This is a genomic window from Arthrobacter sp. BGA-UO-ETr-C19, assembly GCF_059568005.1.
Genome location: NZ_JCAQPC010000008.1, coordinates 43,471 through 59,009, shown reverse-complemented (window position 1 = coordinate 59,009; position 15,539 = coordinate 43,471). Strand labels below are relative to the sequence as shown.

The following is a 15,539-nucleotide window of genomic DNA, read 5'->3' as shown; positions in this document are numbered from 1 at the left end:
ATCGCAATGAGCGGACAGCAGCACGCACCTGTTCCAGAAACCACACCCCTGCCTCCGGCGCCGCTGCCGGACGGGCAGGCCTTCCCAACCGAAGCCGCGACTGAACCGGTGACGTCCCTGGGCACGTTCTCCTCGGGGAGCACCGCTACATATGCCGCACCACACGCCGTCGCGCCGAACTCTTCCGCCCCGAACTCTGCCGCCCCGAACTCTGCCGCCCCGGGTGGCGACCCCAGCTCCCAGGCCGCGAACTCTCCGGCATCCACCTCTCCAAACGCGGGCTGGGGTGCCGGCGCAGCCCAGGCTCCCGCCGACGGCGCCGCGGGCGCCGCGGGCGCGGGTTGGGGCGCGGGCTGGGGAGGGCCGCCGTCGGCCGAAAAAACCGGAGGGCCGGCAGCCGGCGGCAAGCCCTGGACCATGAAGCGCGGACTGGTCGTGGCCGGTGCGGCAACCGTTCTGGCGGCAGGTGCCGGAGCCACCGTGTATGGCCTGGGCAGCAACGCTGCCGCTGCCGGCGGGACTGCCGCCGGGGCCCAAGGCGGGTTGGCGCAGGGTGGTCTGAGCCAGGGCGGCACCCAGGGTGGCCAGCCACAGGACGGCGGGTCGATGGGCGGCCCGGGCGGCATGCAGGCCCCGGGCAGCGGCACCGTGCCCGGCCAAGGAGGCGACTTCGCGCCCAACGGCCTCGGCGGCATGGGCAGCGGGGTCTCGGCGGCGGTGCATTCGGAGTACGTCGTCGAGGAGAACGGGCAGTACGTCACCAAGGTGGCGCAGCTCGGCACCGTTTCCGACGTTTCCTCCGGTTCGGTCACGGTGAAGAGTTCCGACGGCTTCACGCGCACCTACACACTCAGCGGCGAAACGGTGGTGAGCAACCTGCTGCAGCGGCGCCAGCAGTCAGCAACCGGCGACCTGACAGTGGCTGACATCGTTTCCGGAGCCGCAGTCCGGATTGTGGCCGGCAAGGATGGCTCGGCTTTTGCGGCCGAGAACGTGCAGGTGAGCGGGGCCACCACACAGTCGGGCGGAAGCACCGGATCGGGCGGAACCGGCAGCTCGAGTCAGTCCAGCTGATTGGTGCGGGAAGGCTCGGCGCCCAGTCGAAGCGGGCGCTGCCGCCGCCGTCGTGGCGGATTTGACCCCGGCCGCTCCCTGCGCTTGGGCAAAAAACTTTCTTCCTGCCTGCGTCATAGCTGGACAAGCGGCGTATCGCGGCGGCGGGTTTCCGGCATTTCAGATGTCATTGAATATTCAGCGCGTATTTATCGAAAAATCGAAGAAGATTCCGTAAGAGCAGCTTTCCGACCGTCCGTTCAGGAAAATAGATCAAAAAATCGACGGCCGGCAAAACTGTGATTTACCACACAAACGAGCCATTTGTCTCAGCATGCGGACGGTTTAGTCCATTGTTACTTGCAAGTTTTCATTGTTACGTTGCACACTTTCAAATGTGAACAAGAACTCAACAGCACCTGCAGCCGCAGAATATTGGCCCAGCACACCCGCTGCTGCCGACATGCGCTGTTGTCGAATGCACGCCTAACTTTCACCACCCACGAAGTTTTTAGGCATTCGCCCCCAGCCCAGCGTAGGGCGCCCCTCCCCAGAATCATTGCGGGGACCCAAGCATTCGAGCCGCGATGACGGCCATTCACATTGAGGTAAGCATTCATGTCAGTTGCATCCGGATACGTCCACATCTCAGTCCGTAACGCCAACAAGGCAGGTCAGGCGCAGGGACTGCGCCAGGGATTCGGCGCCCGCCCCGCCTTCGCCCCGGCAGGCCCGGCCAACACCGTTCCCGCGGCCCCGGGCTACGCACCGCAGGGCTATAACCCGAACTCGTACGGCCAGTTGCGCGCCGTGCAGGCTGACGAAGCCGCGCCGCTGACCGCGCCCACACCTCTTGTGGCCCCGGCTGCCACCGCCCCGGTCCGCCCCGTGCCGAACGAAAACGTCGCCCGCGGGTTCGTCCTGTACATGGGCATTGACGAGGAAACCGCGGCCGCCGCCGGCACCTCGATCGCCAAGCTTGCCCAGGAGATCCGGGCCTACGCCCAGTCTCTGGTTACCGGTGCCGAGAGCTACGCCGCCGTCGCTGTGGCGCCGGCCACCGCGCCTGGCTCGGCGCTCGACGTCGTCCGTTCCACCTTTGGTGACCCCACCGTCAATGCCCGGCAGCGAACGGAGACTGCCCGGGTGCAGCCGGCCCAGGATCCCCGTCCCTCCGGTGTCCTGATCGACCTCGCCCGCCGCGAGGTGCACCTCGACGGCGAATCCCTGAATCTGACGTTCAAGGAATTTGAACTGCTCAACTACCTCGTGGAGAACGGCACCCGTACTGTGGGCCGCGACGAACTGCTCGAGGGCCTGTGGCGCAACGCCGAAGAAGTGCCGAACGAGCGCACCATCGACGTCCACATCCGCCGCCTCCGCTCCAAGCTCGGCCGCCTCGCCAACACCGTTCGCACGGTCCGCGGCCAGGGCTACCGCTTCTACGAGCACCCGGAGGTCGTTGTCTGGGCCGCTCCGGAGTACTCGATCTAGTCTTCTCCGCCCGGATACGGCCTTTCGCCGTGCCTTAGCGTTCGCTGGCTTCGGCCAGCTCTCTTCCTCCTTCGTTCCTCGGGGCCACCGAGCACTGGCCTCCGCGGCTGATAGTAGGGTGAGTCCATGAGTGCGCACCATAAGAAGCGGCTGGTCCTTATGCGCCACGCCAAGGCCGACTGGCCGGGCGGGGTGGCGGACCACGAGCGTCCCCTGGAGGAACGCGGCCACCGCGAGGCTCCGCTTGCCGGTAAATGGTTGCTCAAGCACAACATCGTCCCGGATTTCATCCTGTGCTCGAGTTCCCTGCGGACACGGCAGACATGCACGTGGGTGTGCAGTGAACTCGGTGAGAAGGCCCCGACGCCGAAACTTGAGGACGGCCTCTACGGCGCCTCCGCGCTGCGCATGCTTGCGGTCATCAACCACGTGCCGGACACCGTAACCACGCTGATGGTGATTTCCCACATGCCCGGCGTGCAGGACCTGGCCATGCACCTGGCGTCGCGGGATTCCAACCACGACGCCTATATGGATGCCGCCACGCGCTTTCCCACGAGCGGCCTGACCGTGCTGGAGACGGAGAAGCCCTGGGCCGAACTGGATGGCCAGGACGCCAGGCTCACGCACTTCAAGGTCCCGCGCTCACACTAGCCGGGACGAGTAGGCTTGTCCCCAGCGTCGATTTTGTGGGGAAGGGCCGCCATGCTGAATTCCGTATCCGCCCGGTGGCGGGCCTGTACCCTACGGGTCGCTGCCGCCGTCGTCGTTCTGATGATGCTGTCCGCCGGGGCGCAGCAGGCAACCGCGGCACCTGCCGGTGAGCCGCTGTCCACGCAGGCGGTATCGAACCCCGGCCATGCGTGGGTCCTCGTGAACAAGTCGCGCCCACTGAATCCACGCCAGTTCGCGCCGTCGGACCTCGTCGGCTGGAACGGCACCGGCCACCTGCTGCGACGACAGGTTGCAGGTGCCCTCGGCCAGCTGTTTGCCGGGGCGGGCGCCGCCGGTTATTCCCTCGAGGTCATCAGCGGCTACCGTTCCTACGCGTCCCAGAGTGCCCTGTACAGCTCGTACGTGCAGATGTACGGGCAGGCCTACGCCGACCAGATTTCGGCGCGGCCCGGCTACAGCGAGCACCAGACCGGCCTGGCTGCGGACATCGGAAACGCGGGCGGCGGCTGTGGCCTCACGGCGTGCTTTGGGACCACTGCGGGCGGGCGCTGGGTGGCGGCGAACGCCCACCGCTACGGCTTCATCGTCCGCTACCCGCAGGGATACTCCGGCATCACCGGCTACACGTACGAGCCCTGGCACCTGAGGTTCGTCGGCGTTCCGCTGGCCACCGACATGAAGAGCCGGTCCATCCCCACCATGGAACAGTACTTTTCCGCCCGGCCCACCATCAGGAGCGGGGCGGACGTGCTCGCCGCCGACTCCAGCGGCGTGCTGTGGTCCTATCCGGCCAACGGCCGCGGCGGTTTTGGCACGCGCGTGCGGATCGGTCCGGGCTGGTCAGGCCTGAGGGCCGGCTTCGTCGCTGACTGGAATGCCGACGGCGTCAACGACATCGTGGCCCAGTGGAAGACCGGGACGCTCTCGGTGTACCGCGGCAAGCTCTCCGGCGGATTCCTCAGCCCGCTTCGCGTGGGCAGCGCCGGGTGGCAGTCCATGAACATCACCGTGGGCAAGTGGCACAGCGGCCACCGCTACCCGGGCGTGGTGGGCACGGCAGCGGACGGCGCCATGTACTTCTACCCGAACGCCACGGGCGGTGCGCTCAGCGCGCGGCTGCGGCTCGGGCAGGGATTCCAGGGCATGAAACTGACCATGGCCGACTTCGACAATGACCGCCGCCAGGATCTGCTGGTCACCAGGGCGTCCGGCGAGCTCCTGCTGTACAGGTCCGACGGCGCGGGAAAGTTCGCAGCGGAACCCCGCCGGCGGGTGGGGACCGGTTGGAACGCGCTGGTCCAGTCCCACGCATCGTTCGGGTTCCAGGGGCCGGGAACGCGCGGTCTCACCGCGAAGACCAGCGACGGGCGCCTTGTGTATTACAGCCTCGGAAACAGCCAGTTCACGGGCCTCCGGTCCGTCGGGCCGGGCTGGAGCCCGTTCAACATCTTCCGCTAGCCGGCGGCTTCAACTAGTCGGCGGCGGACTGCGGGTTGCCGGCCTCAGCGTTGCCGGGCTGCGCGTTTTTGCTGCGGCGGCTTTGGCTGGGCTGGCCGCTGGGCCTGCTGTTGCCGAACAGTGGCCTGCGCTGATTGCCGGGCGCCCGCAGGAAGTCTCGCAGCAGGACGCGCCGGCGCTCCGGCCGCCCGGGCAGGGCTTGCGCTCCGGGGCCTGGCTGTGGGTCGCGGCCTGGCTGTGCCGGTGGGTCGCGCGGGTTCCTCCCGCCGCAGCCGCCGGCGGGACGGCCAGACTGCCGCGCAGAACAACACCAGCAGCGTCAGGCATCCGGAGGCTGCGGCCATGTAGAAGTAGATGTCCGAATCCCGGGTGGTCACGGCCTGTCCCAGGGCTGCCGGACTTTGGTTGAAGGCCAGCCCCCACATGCGCAGGAAGGCGATGCTGCAGCCGATAAACAGGCTGGTTCCGGCACCGCCTGCCAACAGGGCAAGGTAGCGGTGCCGGGCAAAGGCTTCCACCACGGACGCCACATACCCCACGGCCAGGGCGCCCAGGAAGGCGACCAGCGCGGCCTCTTCCAGCGTGACGGCCGTCAGCACCAGCAGGCCTGCCGCTGCGGCAAACGCACCGATCGCTGTCTTTCCGCTGTTACCCATGTGGCGCATGGGACTAATCATCCCTGAGGATCGGGTCCCTTCAGCACGTAGCCGCGCATGATTGTCATGATGGCTGCAACGCTTTGGTCACGGCTCCGTTCCGGGTTGTACGTCTGGCGGTCCAGGCCCACCACAAAGCAGGCGCCAAACACGGCTGCTTCCAGGCTTCCCCGGGATATGGTGGCGTCCACGGGGTACTGCGCCGCAACACTTTCGATTGCCGTGCCGATCACCTGCAGCAGCCGGGTCCGGAGCTCGGCGAAGGTGTCCTGCCACTCGCTCGGGGTGCGCCACTGTTCGCCCACCCACAGCCTGGCGAAGGACGGATACTCGGCCATGAAGTCCATGGCCTGGCCGATCATCGCCTCCATGCCTGCCAGCGGGTCCGCCGTCCCGCCCTTCACGCTGAGCAGCCTGGCCTCGAGGATGTCCACGCCGTGGCGCAACAGCTGCGCAATCAGGTCAGATTTGCTGCCGAAGTTGTAGTAGACGGTCCCCTTGGACACGCCCGCCGCGGCGGCGATCTCGTCCACCGTCACACCTGACGCGCCGCGTTCACCGATCAGGTCCATGGATGCCTCGAACAGTTTCTGCTTCGTGGCGTTGGTCCGGCCGGGACGGAGCTTCCTCGGTGCAACGGGTTCCTGGTCCGCCTCCAGCGTGCTCATACGGCGATCTCCGGTTTCAGGGTCTTGAGGGTCCAGAACTTGTTCTTGCGGACGGCCAGCGTTGAAAGGGCTATCCCCAGCAAAGTGTAGCCAAACAGCCCCGCCACGGTGGCCGGGAGCAGGGACAGGTCCGCGCCGTAGACCAGGTGCCGCATGCCATCCACCACGTAACCCATGGGCAGGACCCGGTGGACGGCGTGCAGCGGCTCCGGCGTGGTCTGCCACGGGAAGGTGCCGCCGGAGGAGACCAGTTGCAGCACGAGCAGGATGAGCACCACGAGCTTCCCCGGCGAACCGAGCAGCGCCACCACGCCCTGGATGATGGCGCTGAACGCCATGGCGGCTGCCAGCAGGAACAGCCACATCAGCCACGGATGGACAGGATGCAGTCCCAGGCCCACGTTGACGACGACCGTGAGCAGGCTTGCCTGCACGGCAGATACCGCCAGGAACGGAAGCCAGCCCCCGACGGCGATCTTCCAGGCCGGCGCATTGGAGGCCAGGGCGCGCTGGGTGATGGGCCGCATGGCCTGGACCAGCATGAAGATGCCGATCCACAGGGCCAGGGTCATGAAGAAGGGAGCGAGCCCCGCACCGTAGGAGCCGGCCTTGGCCTGCGAGACGTTGCTGACGGTCACGGGATCGGACATCACAGCCGAGAGGCTGCTCTTCTGCGAGTCATCGGGGTGCGGGACCTTGCCGGCTCCCTTGGACAGCCCGTCAGCCAGTTTCCCGGCGCCGGCCGCGGCGGTGCCCGCTCCGCTCTCCAGCTGCGCCGCACCGTCGTCGAGCTTTTGGGCGCCTGCCGACAGGGCAGCGGAACCGTCCACCGCCGTCTGCTCGCCGGCAGCGAGCGTCGAGGCTCCCGCCGCCAGCCGGTCTGCCCCGGCGGACGCGGTCGAGATGCCTCCGGTGAGGGCCGGTGCGGCGGCGGCCAGGCGCGCCGCGCCGGCACTGACCGCGGCTGATCCGTCCGCAAGCTGCTGGATCTGCGCGGCGTCCGCCTGGATCTTCGCCCTGGCATCGCTGACCGGGCCGGAGGCAGCCGCGGTATCAGCTTCCGCGAGCACCTTGTCCGCCTGTTCCTGGGTCAGGACACCGGCGGCCACCAGCTTGTTGTTGGACTCCTGCAGCCTGCCGCGGAGACCGTTTTCAGCAGTCTCGAGCTGCCCGACGGCGTCCTGCACCTTGCTGTTCAGCGCCGCGTTTCCTGCCGCAACCTGCGCGGCACCGTCAGCGAGGCGCTGCGAGTCCGCCGGAAGCGCGGCAGTCCTGTCCCGCAGCTCGGCCAGCCCTCCGCTCAGCTGTCCCGCGCCTGCCGAAAGCTCGTTTGCCCCGTCACGGAGCCTGACCTGGCCGTTGTGAAGGTCTGCGGCCCCGGTTTCCAGCTTGCCGGTTCCCTCATGCAGGGTGACCGCACCGTCGTGCAGGCGGGTGATGCCGTCGGCCAGCTGGGCGGCACCGTCGGCTGCCTTCACCATCTGGGTGTGGATGGTGCCGAAACCGGTGAGGAGCTGGTTGGCCGTCTCCGCGCCGACCTCCTTGGCCACCGAGGCATGCACGGCCGTGGTCAGCTTGTCCACGATGGTGCTCAGCAGGTAGTTGTTGGCGTCGTTGGTGGTGACGTTGAGCATGGCCTGGGTCGCCGAATCAAAGCTGCCGGGCGAGGCAAGGTTGGCGGAGAAGTCCTTGGGGATCTTCAGCGCGAATGCGTACTTTCCGTCGCTGACGCCCTGGTCCGCCTCGGCGGCGGTCGGGACCTTCTGCCAGTTGAACACATGCCCGTCGAGCAGGCTGTCCGCCACCTTCTGCCCGGCCTCCAGCCGCGCTCCGTTGCCGGTGGCCGCCCCGGCGTCCTCCACCACGAGTGCGGCGTCGATCCGGTCGAGGTTGCCGTACGGATTCCAGTTGGCATACAGGTATACCGCGCCGTAGAGCAGCGGCACCAGGGTGAGCGCCATGATGGTCAGCTTGGGCAGCAGCCCGCCGGTCATGCGCTTGAGTTCGGAGCGCGCCAGCCGCAGGACAGTCACTTGGCGACCTCGCCTCTCAGGCTGGAGTTTTTGTCCACGTATTCGGACTTCGGGGGCGTTTTGGGGCCATTATCTGTACAAAAACTCGCCGGGGAGGGGCGGCGGTCCGCGTTGCCGATTGCCGCGGACGGTCCGGTCCAGCCGTCCGGGAGGGCAGTGACGGTGGCGACGACGGCGAGGGGCCGGCCGCCGTCGTACGCCAAATCCCGGAGCCGCGGCAGCCACGCCGCGGGGTCGGCGCCGTGCCGGTCGGGGGAGTCCACGACGAGCAGGTCCGTGCCGGGGTTCGCGAGGGCCAGCGCCGTGAGGAGCTCGGTGCGGCGGGCCGGCGGCAGCTGCTCCGTCCACATGCCGGCGACGTCCTCGAAGCGGTTGACCTTCAGCCACGGCTTGCTGAGCAGGGCGCCACGGTACCGGCGCGGAATCAGGGCCAGATCCTCCGTGACGAGATCCGCGACGCTCAGGTGCTGTTCGGGTTCGTTGACGCCGGGGGAGTCCACCAGGGCGCTGGCGCGCCGCAGCGGCCTGATCCCCGCCGAGCCGTCCCAGGTGGCAGTGCCGCCGCCGGGCCTCATCCGGCCACTGAGGACAAGTGCAAGGGCCGTCCTCTGGTCCTGGCGGTCGCCGGTCACCAGCAGCAGTTCGCCGCGGGCCACCTGCAGGGAAGTCGGCGGCAGGAGGTCGAGCCGCCGGCCTTTCACGCTGAGCTGTCGTGCGCAGAGCAAGAGGAGCCTTTCGCAGAAGTTGTCTGCTTCAAGGCTAACCGAACTGACTAGTCAGTTCAAATAAGATCAGAGGCCGTACTTCTCCAGCAGCCGCAGCCAGACTTCGCTGATGGTTGGATAGGAGGGCACTGCGTGCCAGAGCCGGTCCAGCGGAACCTGCCCGACGACGGCAATCGTCGCGGCATGCAGGAGTTCGGCGACGTCCGGCCCGGCGAACGTTGCGCCGAGGAGCACCTTGCGGTCCTCATCCACCACGAGCTGCGCCCAGCCCTCATAGTTCCCGGCATGCAGGGAGGAGCCCGCCACGGCGATGGGCAGCTCCACCGACGATGCGTTGTAGCCATCCTTGCGGGCCTGCTCCAGCGACCTGCCGACGTTGGCCAGCTCAGGGTCGGTGAATACGACGTTGGGAATGGCGTGTTCGTCGGCCGTCTGCGCATACCGGCTCCACGGTTCGGGTTCCCCGCGAAGCTCGCCCTTTGCCCGGGCGGCAATGGCTGCGCCGGTGGCCCGGGCCTCATACTTGCCCTGGTGGGTCAGGAGCACCTTGCCCGCCGCGTCGCCCACCGCGTACAACCATGGACCGTCGTCGTTGCCCGCCGCTTCCGCCACCAGGCCGGTCGAGTCCGTGCGGATGGTCACGGGCTTGCCGTCGCTGGCGGACAGCACGCTCTCCAGCCCGAGCCCTTCCAATGCGGGGCGCCGGCCCGTGGACACCAGCAGCTTGTCCACCGTGACGGTGTCGCCGCCGTCGAACGTGAGCGTCAGGGAACCATCGGAATTCCTATGGACGCTGCGGGTCTTGGTGTCGAGCCGGAGCTCCACCCCGTCGGCCCGCAGGCCGGAGGCCACCAGTTCCGCGGCCTCAGTCGGGAAATTGCGCAGCAGCCCGCTGCGGGCCACCAGTGTGACCGTGGACCCGAGGCGGGCAAAGGCCTGGGCAAGCTCCGTCCCGGCGACGCCGCCGCCCAGCACGCCAAGCCGCCCGGGAATTTCCTTTGCCGAGGTCGCCTCCCGCGTGCCCCAGTACGAAACCTCGGACAGTCCGTCGACCGGTGGCTGGTTGGGCGTGGAGCCGTTGGCAAGTACGACGGCGTGACGCGCCGTGAGTGCGTAGTCGTCACCGTCCAGCCCGGCTACTCCTACTGTCCGCTCGCCGGTGATCCGTGCCCGGCCGCGGATCAGTTCGATGCCTGCGTTCTCCACCCATTCCACCTGGCTGGCATCCTGCCAGTGGGAGGTGAAGGAGTCGCGCTGCTTGAGGACGGCGGCCGCATCGAGCGTTCCGGTCACGGCCTCGCTGGCGCCGGGAACTGCCTGGGCTCCGTGCAGTGCGGTGCCCGGGCGCAGCAAGGCCTTGGACGGCATGCAGGCCCAGTAGGAGCACTCGCCGCCCACCAGCTCGGCTTCCACAAGGACCGTCGTCAGGCCTCCCTGCACCACCCGGTCTGCGGCGTTTTCGCCGGCGGCGCCGGCGCCGATCACAATGACATCGAATTCCCGTTCAACAAGACGTGGCATGGCAACAGACTACGCCCACGCCTGGCGCGGTTTTCGGCAGGCGCAGCCGTAACGGTGGACCGGCCGTTCCGGGGACGTGGGACATCCGATATGGTGAGGAAAAGTACGGACAGTGCAAAGGAGCCCTCCATGCAGCCCTCCAACGTGGTTCCGCCGGCCCGCTTCAGTGCCCAGGCCCGCCTGCGCGCCCTGCAGTCGGACATCATGGAACTGATCCTGGACCGTGAACTGGAGCCCGGAGATGCCCTTCCCACCGAAAACGAGCTGTGCCTCGCCCTCGGCGTGGGCCGGAACACCCTGCGTGAGTCGCTGAAGGTCCTGCAGGCTCTGGGGGTCATAGAGATCCGCCATGGCTTCGGAATGTTCGTCGCGCCCAGCAATTTCGAGTCCCTCGCCGACGGCCTGATATTCCGCGGGCGGCTGTCCCTGCGGCACCATGGCCTGGAAGCGCGGCAGCTTGTGGACGTCCGCCAGGCGCTGGAGGCGGGCCTCATCGGCAGCGCGATGGATGAGATGACGGCCGAACAGCTGTCCGCCATCGAGGAGTCCGTGATCAGCATGGAGCAGAGCGCGGCGGCAGGGGAAGCCTTCGTGGAAGCTGATGCCGAATTCCACCGCCGGCTCTTTGAACCCCTGAACAATGAACTGCTGCTCAACCTGCTGGGCGTCTTCTGGAAGGTCTACCGCAAGATCTACACCGAGGTAGGCCCCGGGGTGGAGGACCTTCCGGCGCTCGCTGCAGTGCACCGGAACATCTATTCGGCCGTGGCCGCGGGGGATAAAGCCCGGGCAGCCCGCGAGCTGACGCACCACTTCGACGGCTTCCGCGAGCGGATACTTGAGGCCGTCGGCGAGTAGGAAGTTCGGTGCCGGAATGAAGCGCTAGACGTTAGAAGGCTTGCGGCCTCGGCGGGCAGGGTTAACTCAGAAGGGTTAAAGCAAAAGGTCCGCCCCGGTTTCCCGGTGCGGACCTTCTCTCTGTGCGCCCAAAGGGATTCGAACCCCTGACCTTCTGTTCCGTAGACAGACGCTCTATCCAGCTGAGCTATGGGCGCATCTTTCGGTTCCTGCCGAACTCTTCGCTCGCCCCGAACCTCGAATAACTTTACGCGAGGACGGCCGCAGTTCCAAATCGAGAACCATGTAATTTACACAACTAGACCGGTCTACGTGACCTTCGTCACTAATTTCGACTTTCCTAAATCCAAATTCCTTGAATTTCCGCGGAAGTTGCCTCCGGACGGGCAGGACATCCGATGTCTGACAGCGAATTGGTCCAGATCATCAGAAATAGCATTTAGCACACACCACTGAACCCGACGAAGGGAACTGCAATGGCCCACCTGGCGCGACTGCCGCTGCTTGAGAAAGCACCCACCACCCATGCCGGTTTGCTGGCGTGGGTTGAAGAGGTCGCTGGCCTGACCCAGCCGGACCGGATTCATTGGGTTGACGGCTCCGAGGAAGAAAACACCCGCCTCACCGACGAACTCGTCGCGGCTGGCACCTTGAAGCGGTTGAACCAGGATCTGTTCCCCAACTCCTTCGCAGCCTTCTCGGATCCCGCTGACGTGGCCCGCGTCGAAGAGCAGACCTTCATCTGCTCCGAAAAGGAACACGACGCCGGCTTCACCAACAACTGGATGGCCCCGGCGGAGATGAAGGAGAAGCTTCGCGGGCTGTTCTCCGGCTCCATGCGCGGCCGCACCATGTACGTCATCCCGTTCGTCATGGGCCACCTCGATGCCGAGGATCCGAAGTTCGGCGTCGAGATCACCGACTCCGCCTACGTCGTTGCCTCCATGCGCATCATGGCCCGCATCGGCACCGACGTGCTGAACCGGATCACCGAGACCAATGCCTTCTTCGTTCCGGCCCTGCACTCCCTGGGTGCTCCGCTGGAGGCCGGCCAGACGGACGTCCCGTGGCCGTGCAACCCGGACAAGTGGATTGTGCACTTCCCGGAAGAACGCTCCATCTGGTCCTTCGGTTCGGGCTACGGCGGAAACGCGCTGCTGGGCAAGAAATGCTACGCCCTGCGCATCGCCTCGGTCATGGCTCACGACGAGGGCTGGCTTGCCGAGCACATGCTCATCCTCAAGCTCACCTCGCCGGAACAGAAGACGTACTACGTCTCGGCCGCCTTCCCGTCCGCCTGCGGCAAGACCAACCTCGCCCTCCTCGATCCCACCATTGATGGCTGGAAGGTGGAGACCCTGGGTGACGACATCACCTGGATGCGGTTCGGCAAGGAAGGCGAGCTCCGCGCCGTCAACCCCGAGGCCGGCCTCTTCGGTGTGGCCCCCGGCACGGGCTGGGGCACCAACCCCAATGCCATGCGCGCCATCGCCAAGGGCAACAGCATCTTCACCAACGTTGCGCTGACCGACGACGGCGGCGTCTGGTGGGAGGGCATGACCGAGGAAACCCCGGCGCACCTCACCGACTGGCAGGGCAACTCCTGGACGCCTGAGTCCGGCAAGCCGGCAGCCCACCCGAACTCGCGCTTCTGCACCCCGATCGACCAGATCGACATGCTGGCCGAGGAGTACCACAGCCCGAACGGTGTGGAACTGTCCGCCATCCTGTTCGGCGGCCGCCGCAAGACCACCATCCCGCTGGTCACCGAGGCCCGCGACTGGACCAACGGCATCTTCATGGGCTCCACCCTGTCGTCCGAGACCACCGCTGCTGCGGCCGGTGCCGTCGGCGTGGTCCGCCGCGACCCCATGGCCATGCTTCCGTTCATCGGCTACGACGCAGGCGACTACCTGAACCACTGGGTTAACCTCTCGGCCAAGGCCAACCCGGAGCGGCTGCCCAAGATCTTCCTGGTCAACTGGTTCCGCCGCACGGCAGAGGGCGGTTTCGCCTGGCCGGGCTTCGGGGACAACGCGCGTGTCCTGAAGTGGGCCATCGAGCGGCTCGAAGGCAAGGCCGACGCCGTGGAGACCCCCATCGGCTTCGTCCCCACCGGCGACGCCATCGACCTCACCGGGCTCGACATGACTCCCGCCCAGGTGGAGGAAGCAGTTCACGTCGACCCGGCCGAGTGGGCCACCGAACTCGCCTCGATCGAGGAGTGGTTCGCCAACTTCGGCGATTCGCTGCCCGCCGCGCTCCAGCAGGAGCTCGACGGCCTGAAGGCCCGTCTGGCCTAGTCCCCACTGCCTCCCCAATCTCGCAAGCTCGATTGGGGCCCCTCGGCAGCGTGGGCCCACCACTGCCGCCCCAATCTCGCAAGCTCGATTGGGGCCCCTCGGCAGCGTGGGCCCGCCTGGCCTAGACCACTTCCAGTACGACGGCGGCCCCGCACCTTTTTCATCCAAAGGTGCGGGGCCGCCGTCGTGCTTTAAGGAGTTTTTGTACAGCTATTAGGGTCTAAGGGCCCCTGAAGTCGCGACAGCTGTACAAAAACTCCATAGGTGGCCGGGGCTAGGCGCCCAGCCAGACGTCCGGGCCGAAGACTTCGTAGTGGATCCGTGTTGCGGGGATCCCGGCCTCGATGGCCTCGTTGCGGATCTTTTTCATGAAGGGGAGCGGGCCGCACAGGTACAGTGAGGCGTCGGCGGGAAGGTCCACCTCGCGCAGGGACATGAAGCCCGCCTTCGTGCCGGCCTGGGGTTCCTCGAGCCAGACTTCAAGGTCCGCCCCGTTTAGGCGCGCCACGTCGGCGGTCATCTGCCCCCGCAGGGCCCAGCTCTCCATGGAGCTTTCCGCGTGCAGGACCAGGACCTGGCGTTCGGAGCCGGCTTCGGCGAGGGAACGCAGGATCGACGCCGTGGGCGTGCAGCCGATGCCGGCGGAAGCAAGGACCACCGGACCGTCGCCGTCCTTCAGGGTGATTTCGCCGTACGGGTTGGAGATCTCCAGCACATCTCCCACGGCCACGCTGCGGTGCAGCACGGGGGACACCTCGCCGCCGTCGTCCAGCTTGGCGGTGAAGGTGCGGCTCGTCCCGGCCTCATCGGACAGGGAGTACTGCCGGACCTGGCGGATGCCGTCGGGCACCTGGACCTTCACGCTGATGTACTGGCCCGGCAGCGCCGGGGTGACCGGGGTGTCATCGGCCGGCGCGAGGGTTAACGTCATGGCGCCTGTTCCTGCGGGGGTCTTTTCGACGACGGTCCACGGCATCCACGTTTTGGTGTTCGCCTGTGCCGCGTACAGGTCCTTTTCCAGCTTGATCAGGGCGTCGGCCATGAGCCAGTAGACCTCGGTCCAGGCCTCGGCGATTTCCGGGGTGATGACCTCGGCCAGCTCATCGGCGATGGCCGCGAACAGGTGCTCGTAGACCACCTGGTACTGCGGTTCGGTGATGCCCAGGGAGGCGTGCTTGTGGGCGATCCGGGAGAGGACGGCTTCCGGCAGGGTGTCCGGGTTGTTCACCAGGTGGGCGGCGAAGGTGGCGATGCTGCCGGCGAGGGCCTCCTGCTGACTGCCGGAGCGCTGGTTGGAGCGGCTGAACAACCCGTCCAGGAGTTCCGGGTGCGCGGCGAAGAGCCGGGCATAGAACTTGGGAGTGATCTCGCCGATTCGTGAACCGACCAGGGGAAGGGTGGCTTCGATGACAGGACGGGCTTTGTCCGAGAGCATTGACACTCCTGAGTTAGTGGTCCGGAGTCTTTGGCCGGACCGGAAGTCACAGATACTGGCATTTGAAATACGAGTTTCTGCTGACCCATTTCTACACCCTGTAGAAGGCATTTTTCAAATGGAGAAGGGAGGAGACGGGGACGCGGTCTCGAAGCGCGCGGTGGCCGGGTTGGTCAGGCGCCGGGGCGCAGCCCGATCGCCTCGAAAACGGGCGTCATCTGGCGAGAGGTCGGCAATTCGGTCACCACGACGTCGTCGAGCTCGCGGTAAAAAGCCTCGCGTGCCCGCGCGAGGGCGCCGCGGAGCCGGCATTCATTGATGAGGGGGCAGCTGCCGGCCGGGCCGATGCACTCGGCCGGGTCCTCACGGGTATCCAGCTCCCGCAGAACCTGGCCCACGGTGACACGGCGCCCGGCGGCACTGAGCCGCGAGCCCCCGTTGCGGCCACGCTCAACGTCAATCAGCCCTAGCATGCGCAGCTTCGCCACGGCCTTGCTGACGTGGTTGTAGGGGGTTCCGACGGCGTCAGCGACGTTCTGGGTGGTAAGCAGTCCGCCCTCGGGTGCGGCAGCGAGCACCATGAGGGCGCGCAGGCTGACGTCCGCGAAGGCGTTGATTTTCATGCTTCTAGCCTAATGGCCCTGTGCAAATCGCCGGATG

At 66.9% G+C, this 15,539-nt stretch carries 13 protein-coding genes and 1 tRNA gene; 6 read left to right on the top strand and 8 right to left on the bottom strand.

Annotated features, from left to right (window positions below; genetic code table 11):
- The first annotated feature begins 6 nt into the window (after window positions 1-6).
- The 4 genes from AC57BR_RS03330 (at window position 7) to AC57BR_RS03315 (ending at window position 4,680) form a co-directional block, all read left to right on the top strand.
- Window positions 7-1,074 carry a hypothetical protein gene (locus AC57BR_RS03330; protein ID WP_496358339.1) on the top strand — a complete coding sequence of 356 codons (1,068 nt, stop codon included), beginning with the start codon at window positions 7-9 and terminating at the stop codon, window positions 1,072-1,074.
- 597 nt (window positions 1,075-1,671) lie between these two features.
- Window positions 1,672-2,547 carry a winged helix-turn-helix domain-containing protein gene (locus AC57BR_RS03325; RefSeq protein ID WP_496358338.1) on the top strand — a complete coding sequence of 292 codons (876 nt, stop codon included), beginning with the start codon at window positions 1,672-1,674 and terminating at the stop codon, window positions 2,545-2,547.
- A 126-nt stretch (window positions 2,548-2,673) separates the two neighbouring features.
- Window positions 2,674-3,201: a SixA phosphatase family protein gene (locus AC57BR_RS03320; protein ID WP_496358337.1), complete on the top strand. Its 528-nt coding sequence runs from the start codon at window positions 2,674-2,676 to the stop codon at window positions 3,199-3,201.
- A gap of 51 nt (window positions 3,202-3,252) precedes the next feature.
- A complete protein-coding gene (locus tag AC57BR_RS03315; protein WP_496358336.1) occupies window positions 3,253-4,680 on the top strand; it encodes a D-alanyl-D-alanine carboxypeptidase family protein in 1,428 nt (475 codons plus the stop codon).
- A 44-nt stretch (window positions 4,681-4,724) separates the two neighbouring features.
- On the opposite strand, the gene AC57BR_RS03310 is transcribed toward AC57BR_RS03315, so the two are convergent.
- The 5 genes from AC57BR_RS03310 to AC57BR_RS03290 form a co-directional block, all read right to left on the bottom strand.
- Window positions 4,725-5,336 carry a hypothetical protein gene (locus tag AC57BR_RS03310; protein WP_496358335.1) on the bottom strand — a complete coding sequence of 204 codons (612 nt, stop codon included), beginning with the start codon at window positions 5,334-5,336 and terminating at the stop codon, window positions 4,725-4,727.
- 17 nt (window positions 5,337-5,353) lie between these two features.
- Window positions 5,354-6,004, bottom strand: a complete 651-nt coding sequence (locus AC57BR_RS03305; protein ID WP_214855081.1) for a TetR/AcrR family transcriptional regulator — start codon at window positions 6,002-6,004, stop codon at window positions 5,354-5,356.
- Window positions 6,001-8,037 (bottom strand): YhgE/Pip family protein, encoded by a 2,037-nt coding sequence (locus AC57BR_RS03300; protein ID WP_496358334.1) that lies wholly within the window; start codon window positions 8,035-8,037, stop codon window positions 6,001-6,003. The genes AC57BR_RS03305 and AC57BR_RS03300 overlap by 4 nt, the downstream gene beginning before the upstream one ends.
- Window positions 8,034-8,762: an ABC transporter ATP-binding protein gene (locus AC57BR_RS03295; protein WP_496358333.1), complete on the bottom strand. Its 729-nt coding sequence runs from the start codon at window positions 8,760-8,762 to the stop codon at window positions 8,034-8,036. Before AC57BR_RS03295 ends, AC57BR_RS03300 begins: the two co-directional genes overlap by 4 nt.
- 66 nt (window positions 8,763-8,828) lie before the next feature.
- Window positions 8,829-10,283, bottom strand: a complete 1,455-nt coding sequence (locus tag AC57BR_RS03290) for a dihydrolipoyl dehydrogenase family protein (RefSeq protein ID WP_496358332.1) — start codon at window positions 10,281-10,283, stop codon at window positions 8,829-8,831.
- A gap of 129 nt (window positions 10,284-10,412) precedes the next feature.
- Here AC57BR_RS03290 and AC57BR_RS03285 point away from each other — a divergent pair, with 129 nt between their 5' ends.
- Window positions 10,413-11,141, top strand: coding sequence for a FadR/GntR family transcriptional regulator (locus AC57BR_RS03285; RefSeq protein ID WP_496358331.1), 729 nt, complete (start codon window positions 10,413-10,415; stop codon window positions 11,139-11,141).
- A gap of 123 nt (window positions 11,142-11,264) precedes the next feature.
- Here AC57BR_RS03285 and AC57BR_RS03280 read toward each other — a convergent pair.
- Window positions 11,265-11,338 (bottom strand) — tRNA-Arg (locus AC57BR_RS03280).
- Window positions 11,339-11,617: 279 nt separating this feature from the next.
- On the opposite strand from AC57BR_RS03280, the gene AC57BR_RS03275 reads away from it, so the two are divergent.
- Window positions 11,618-13,444 (top strand): phosphoenolpyruvate carboxykinase (GTP), encoded by a 1,827-nt coding sequence (locus AC57BR_RS03275; protein WP_496358330.1) that lies wholly within the window; start codon window positions 11,618-11,620, stop codon window positions 13,442-13,444.
- Window positions 13,445-13,718: 274 nt separating this feature from the next.
- On the opposite strand, the gene AC57BR_RS03270 is transcribed toward AC57BR_RS03275, so the two are convergent.
- Together AC57BR_RS03270 and AC57BR_RS03265 are read right to left on the bottom strand one after the other, a co-directional pair.
- Window positions 13,719-14,879 carry a globin domain-containing protein gene (locus AC57BR_RS03270; protein WP_496358329.1) on the bottom strand — a complete coding sequence of 387 codons (1,161 nt, stop codon included), beginning with the start codon at window positions 14,877-14,879 and terminating at the stop codon, window positions 13,719-13,721.
- 173 nt (window positions 14,880-15,052) lie between these two features.
- Window positions 15,053-15,502, bottom strand: coding sequence for an RrF2 family transcriptional regulator (locus AC57BR_RS03265; RefSeq protein ID WP_496358328.1), 450 nt, complete (start codon window positions 15,500-15,502; stop codon window positions 15,053-15,055).
- Between the last annotated feature and the right edge of the window lie 37 nt (window positions 15,503-15,539).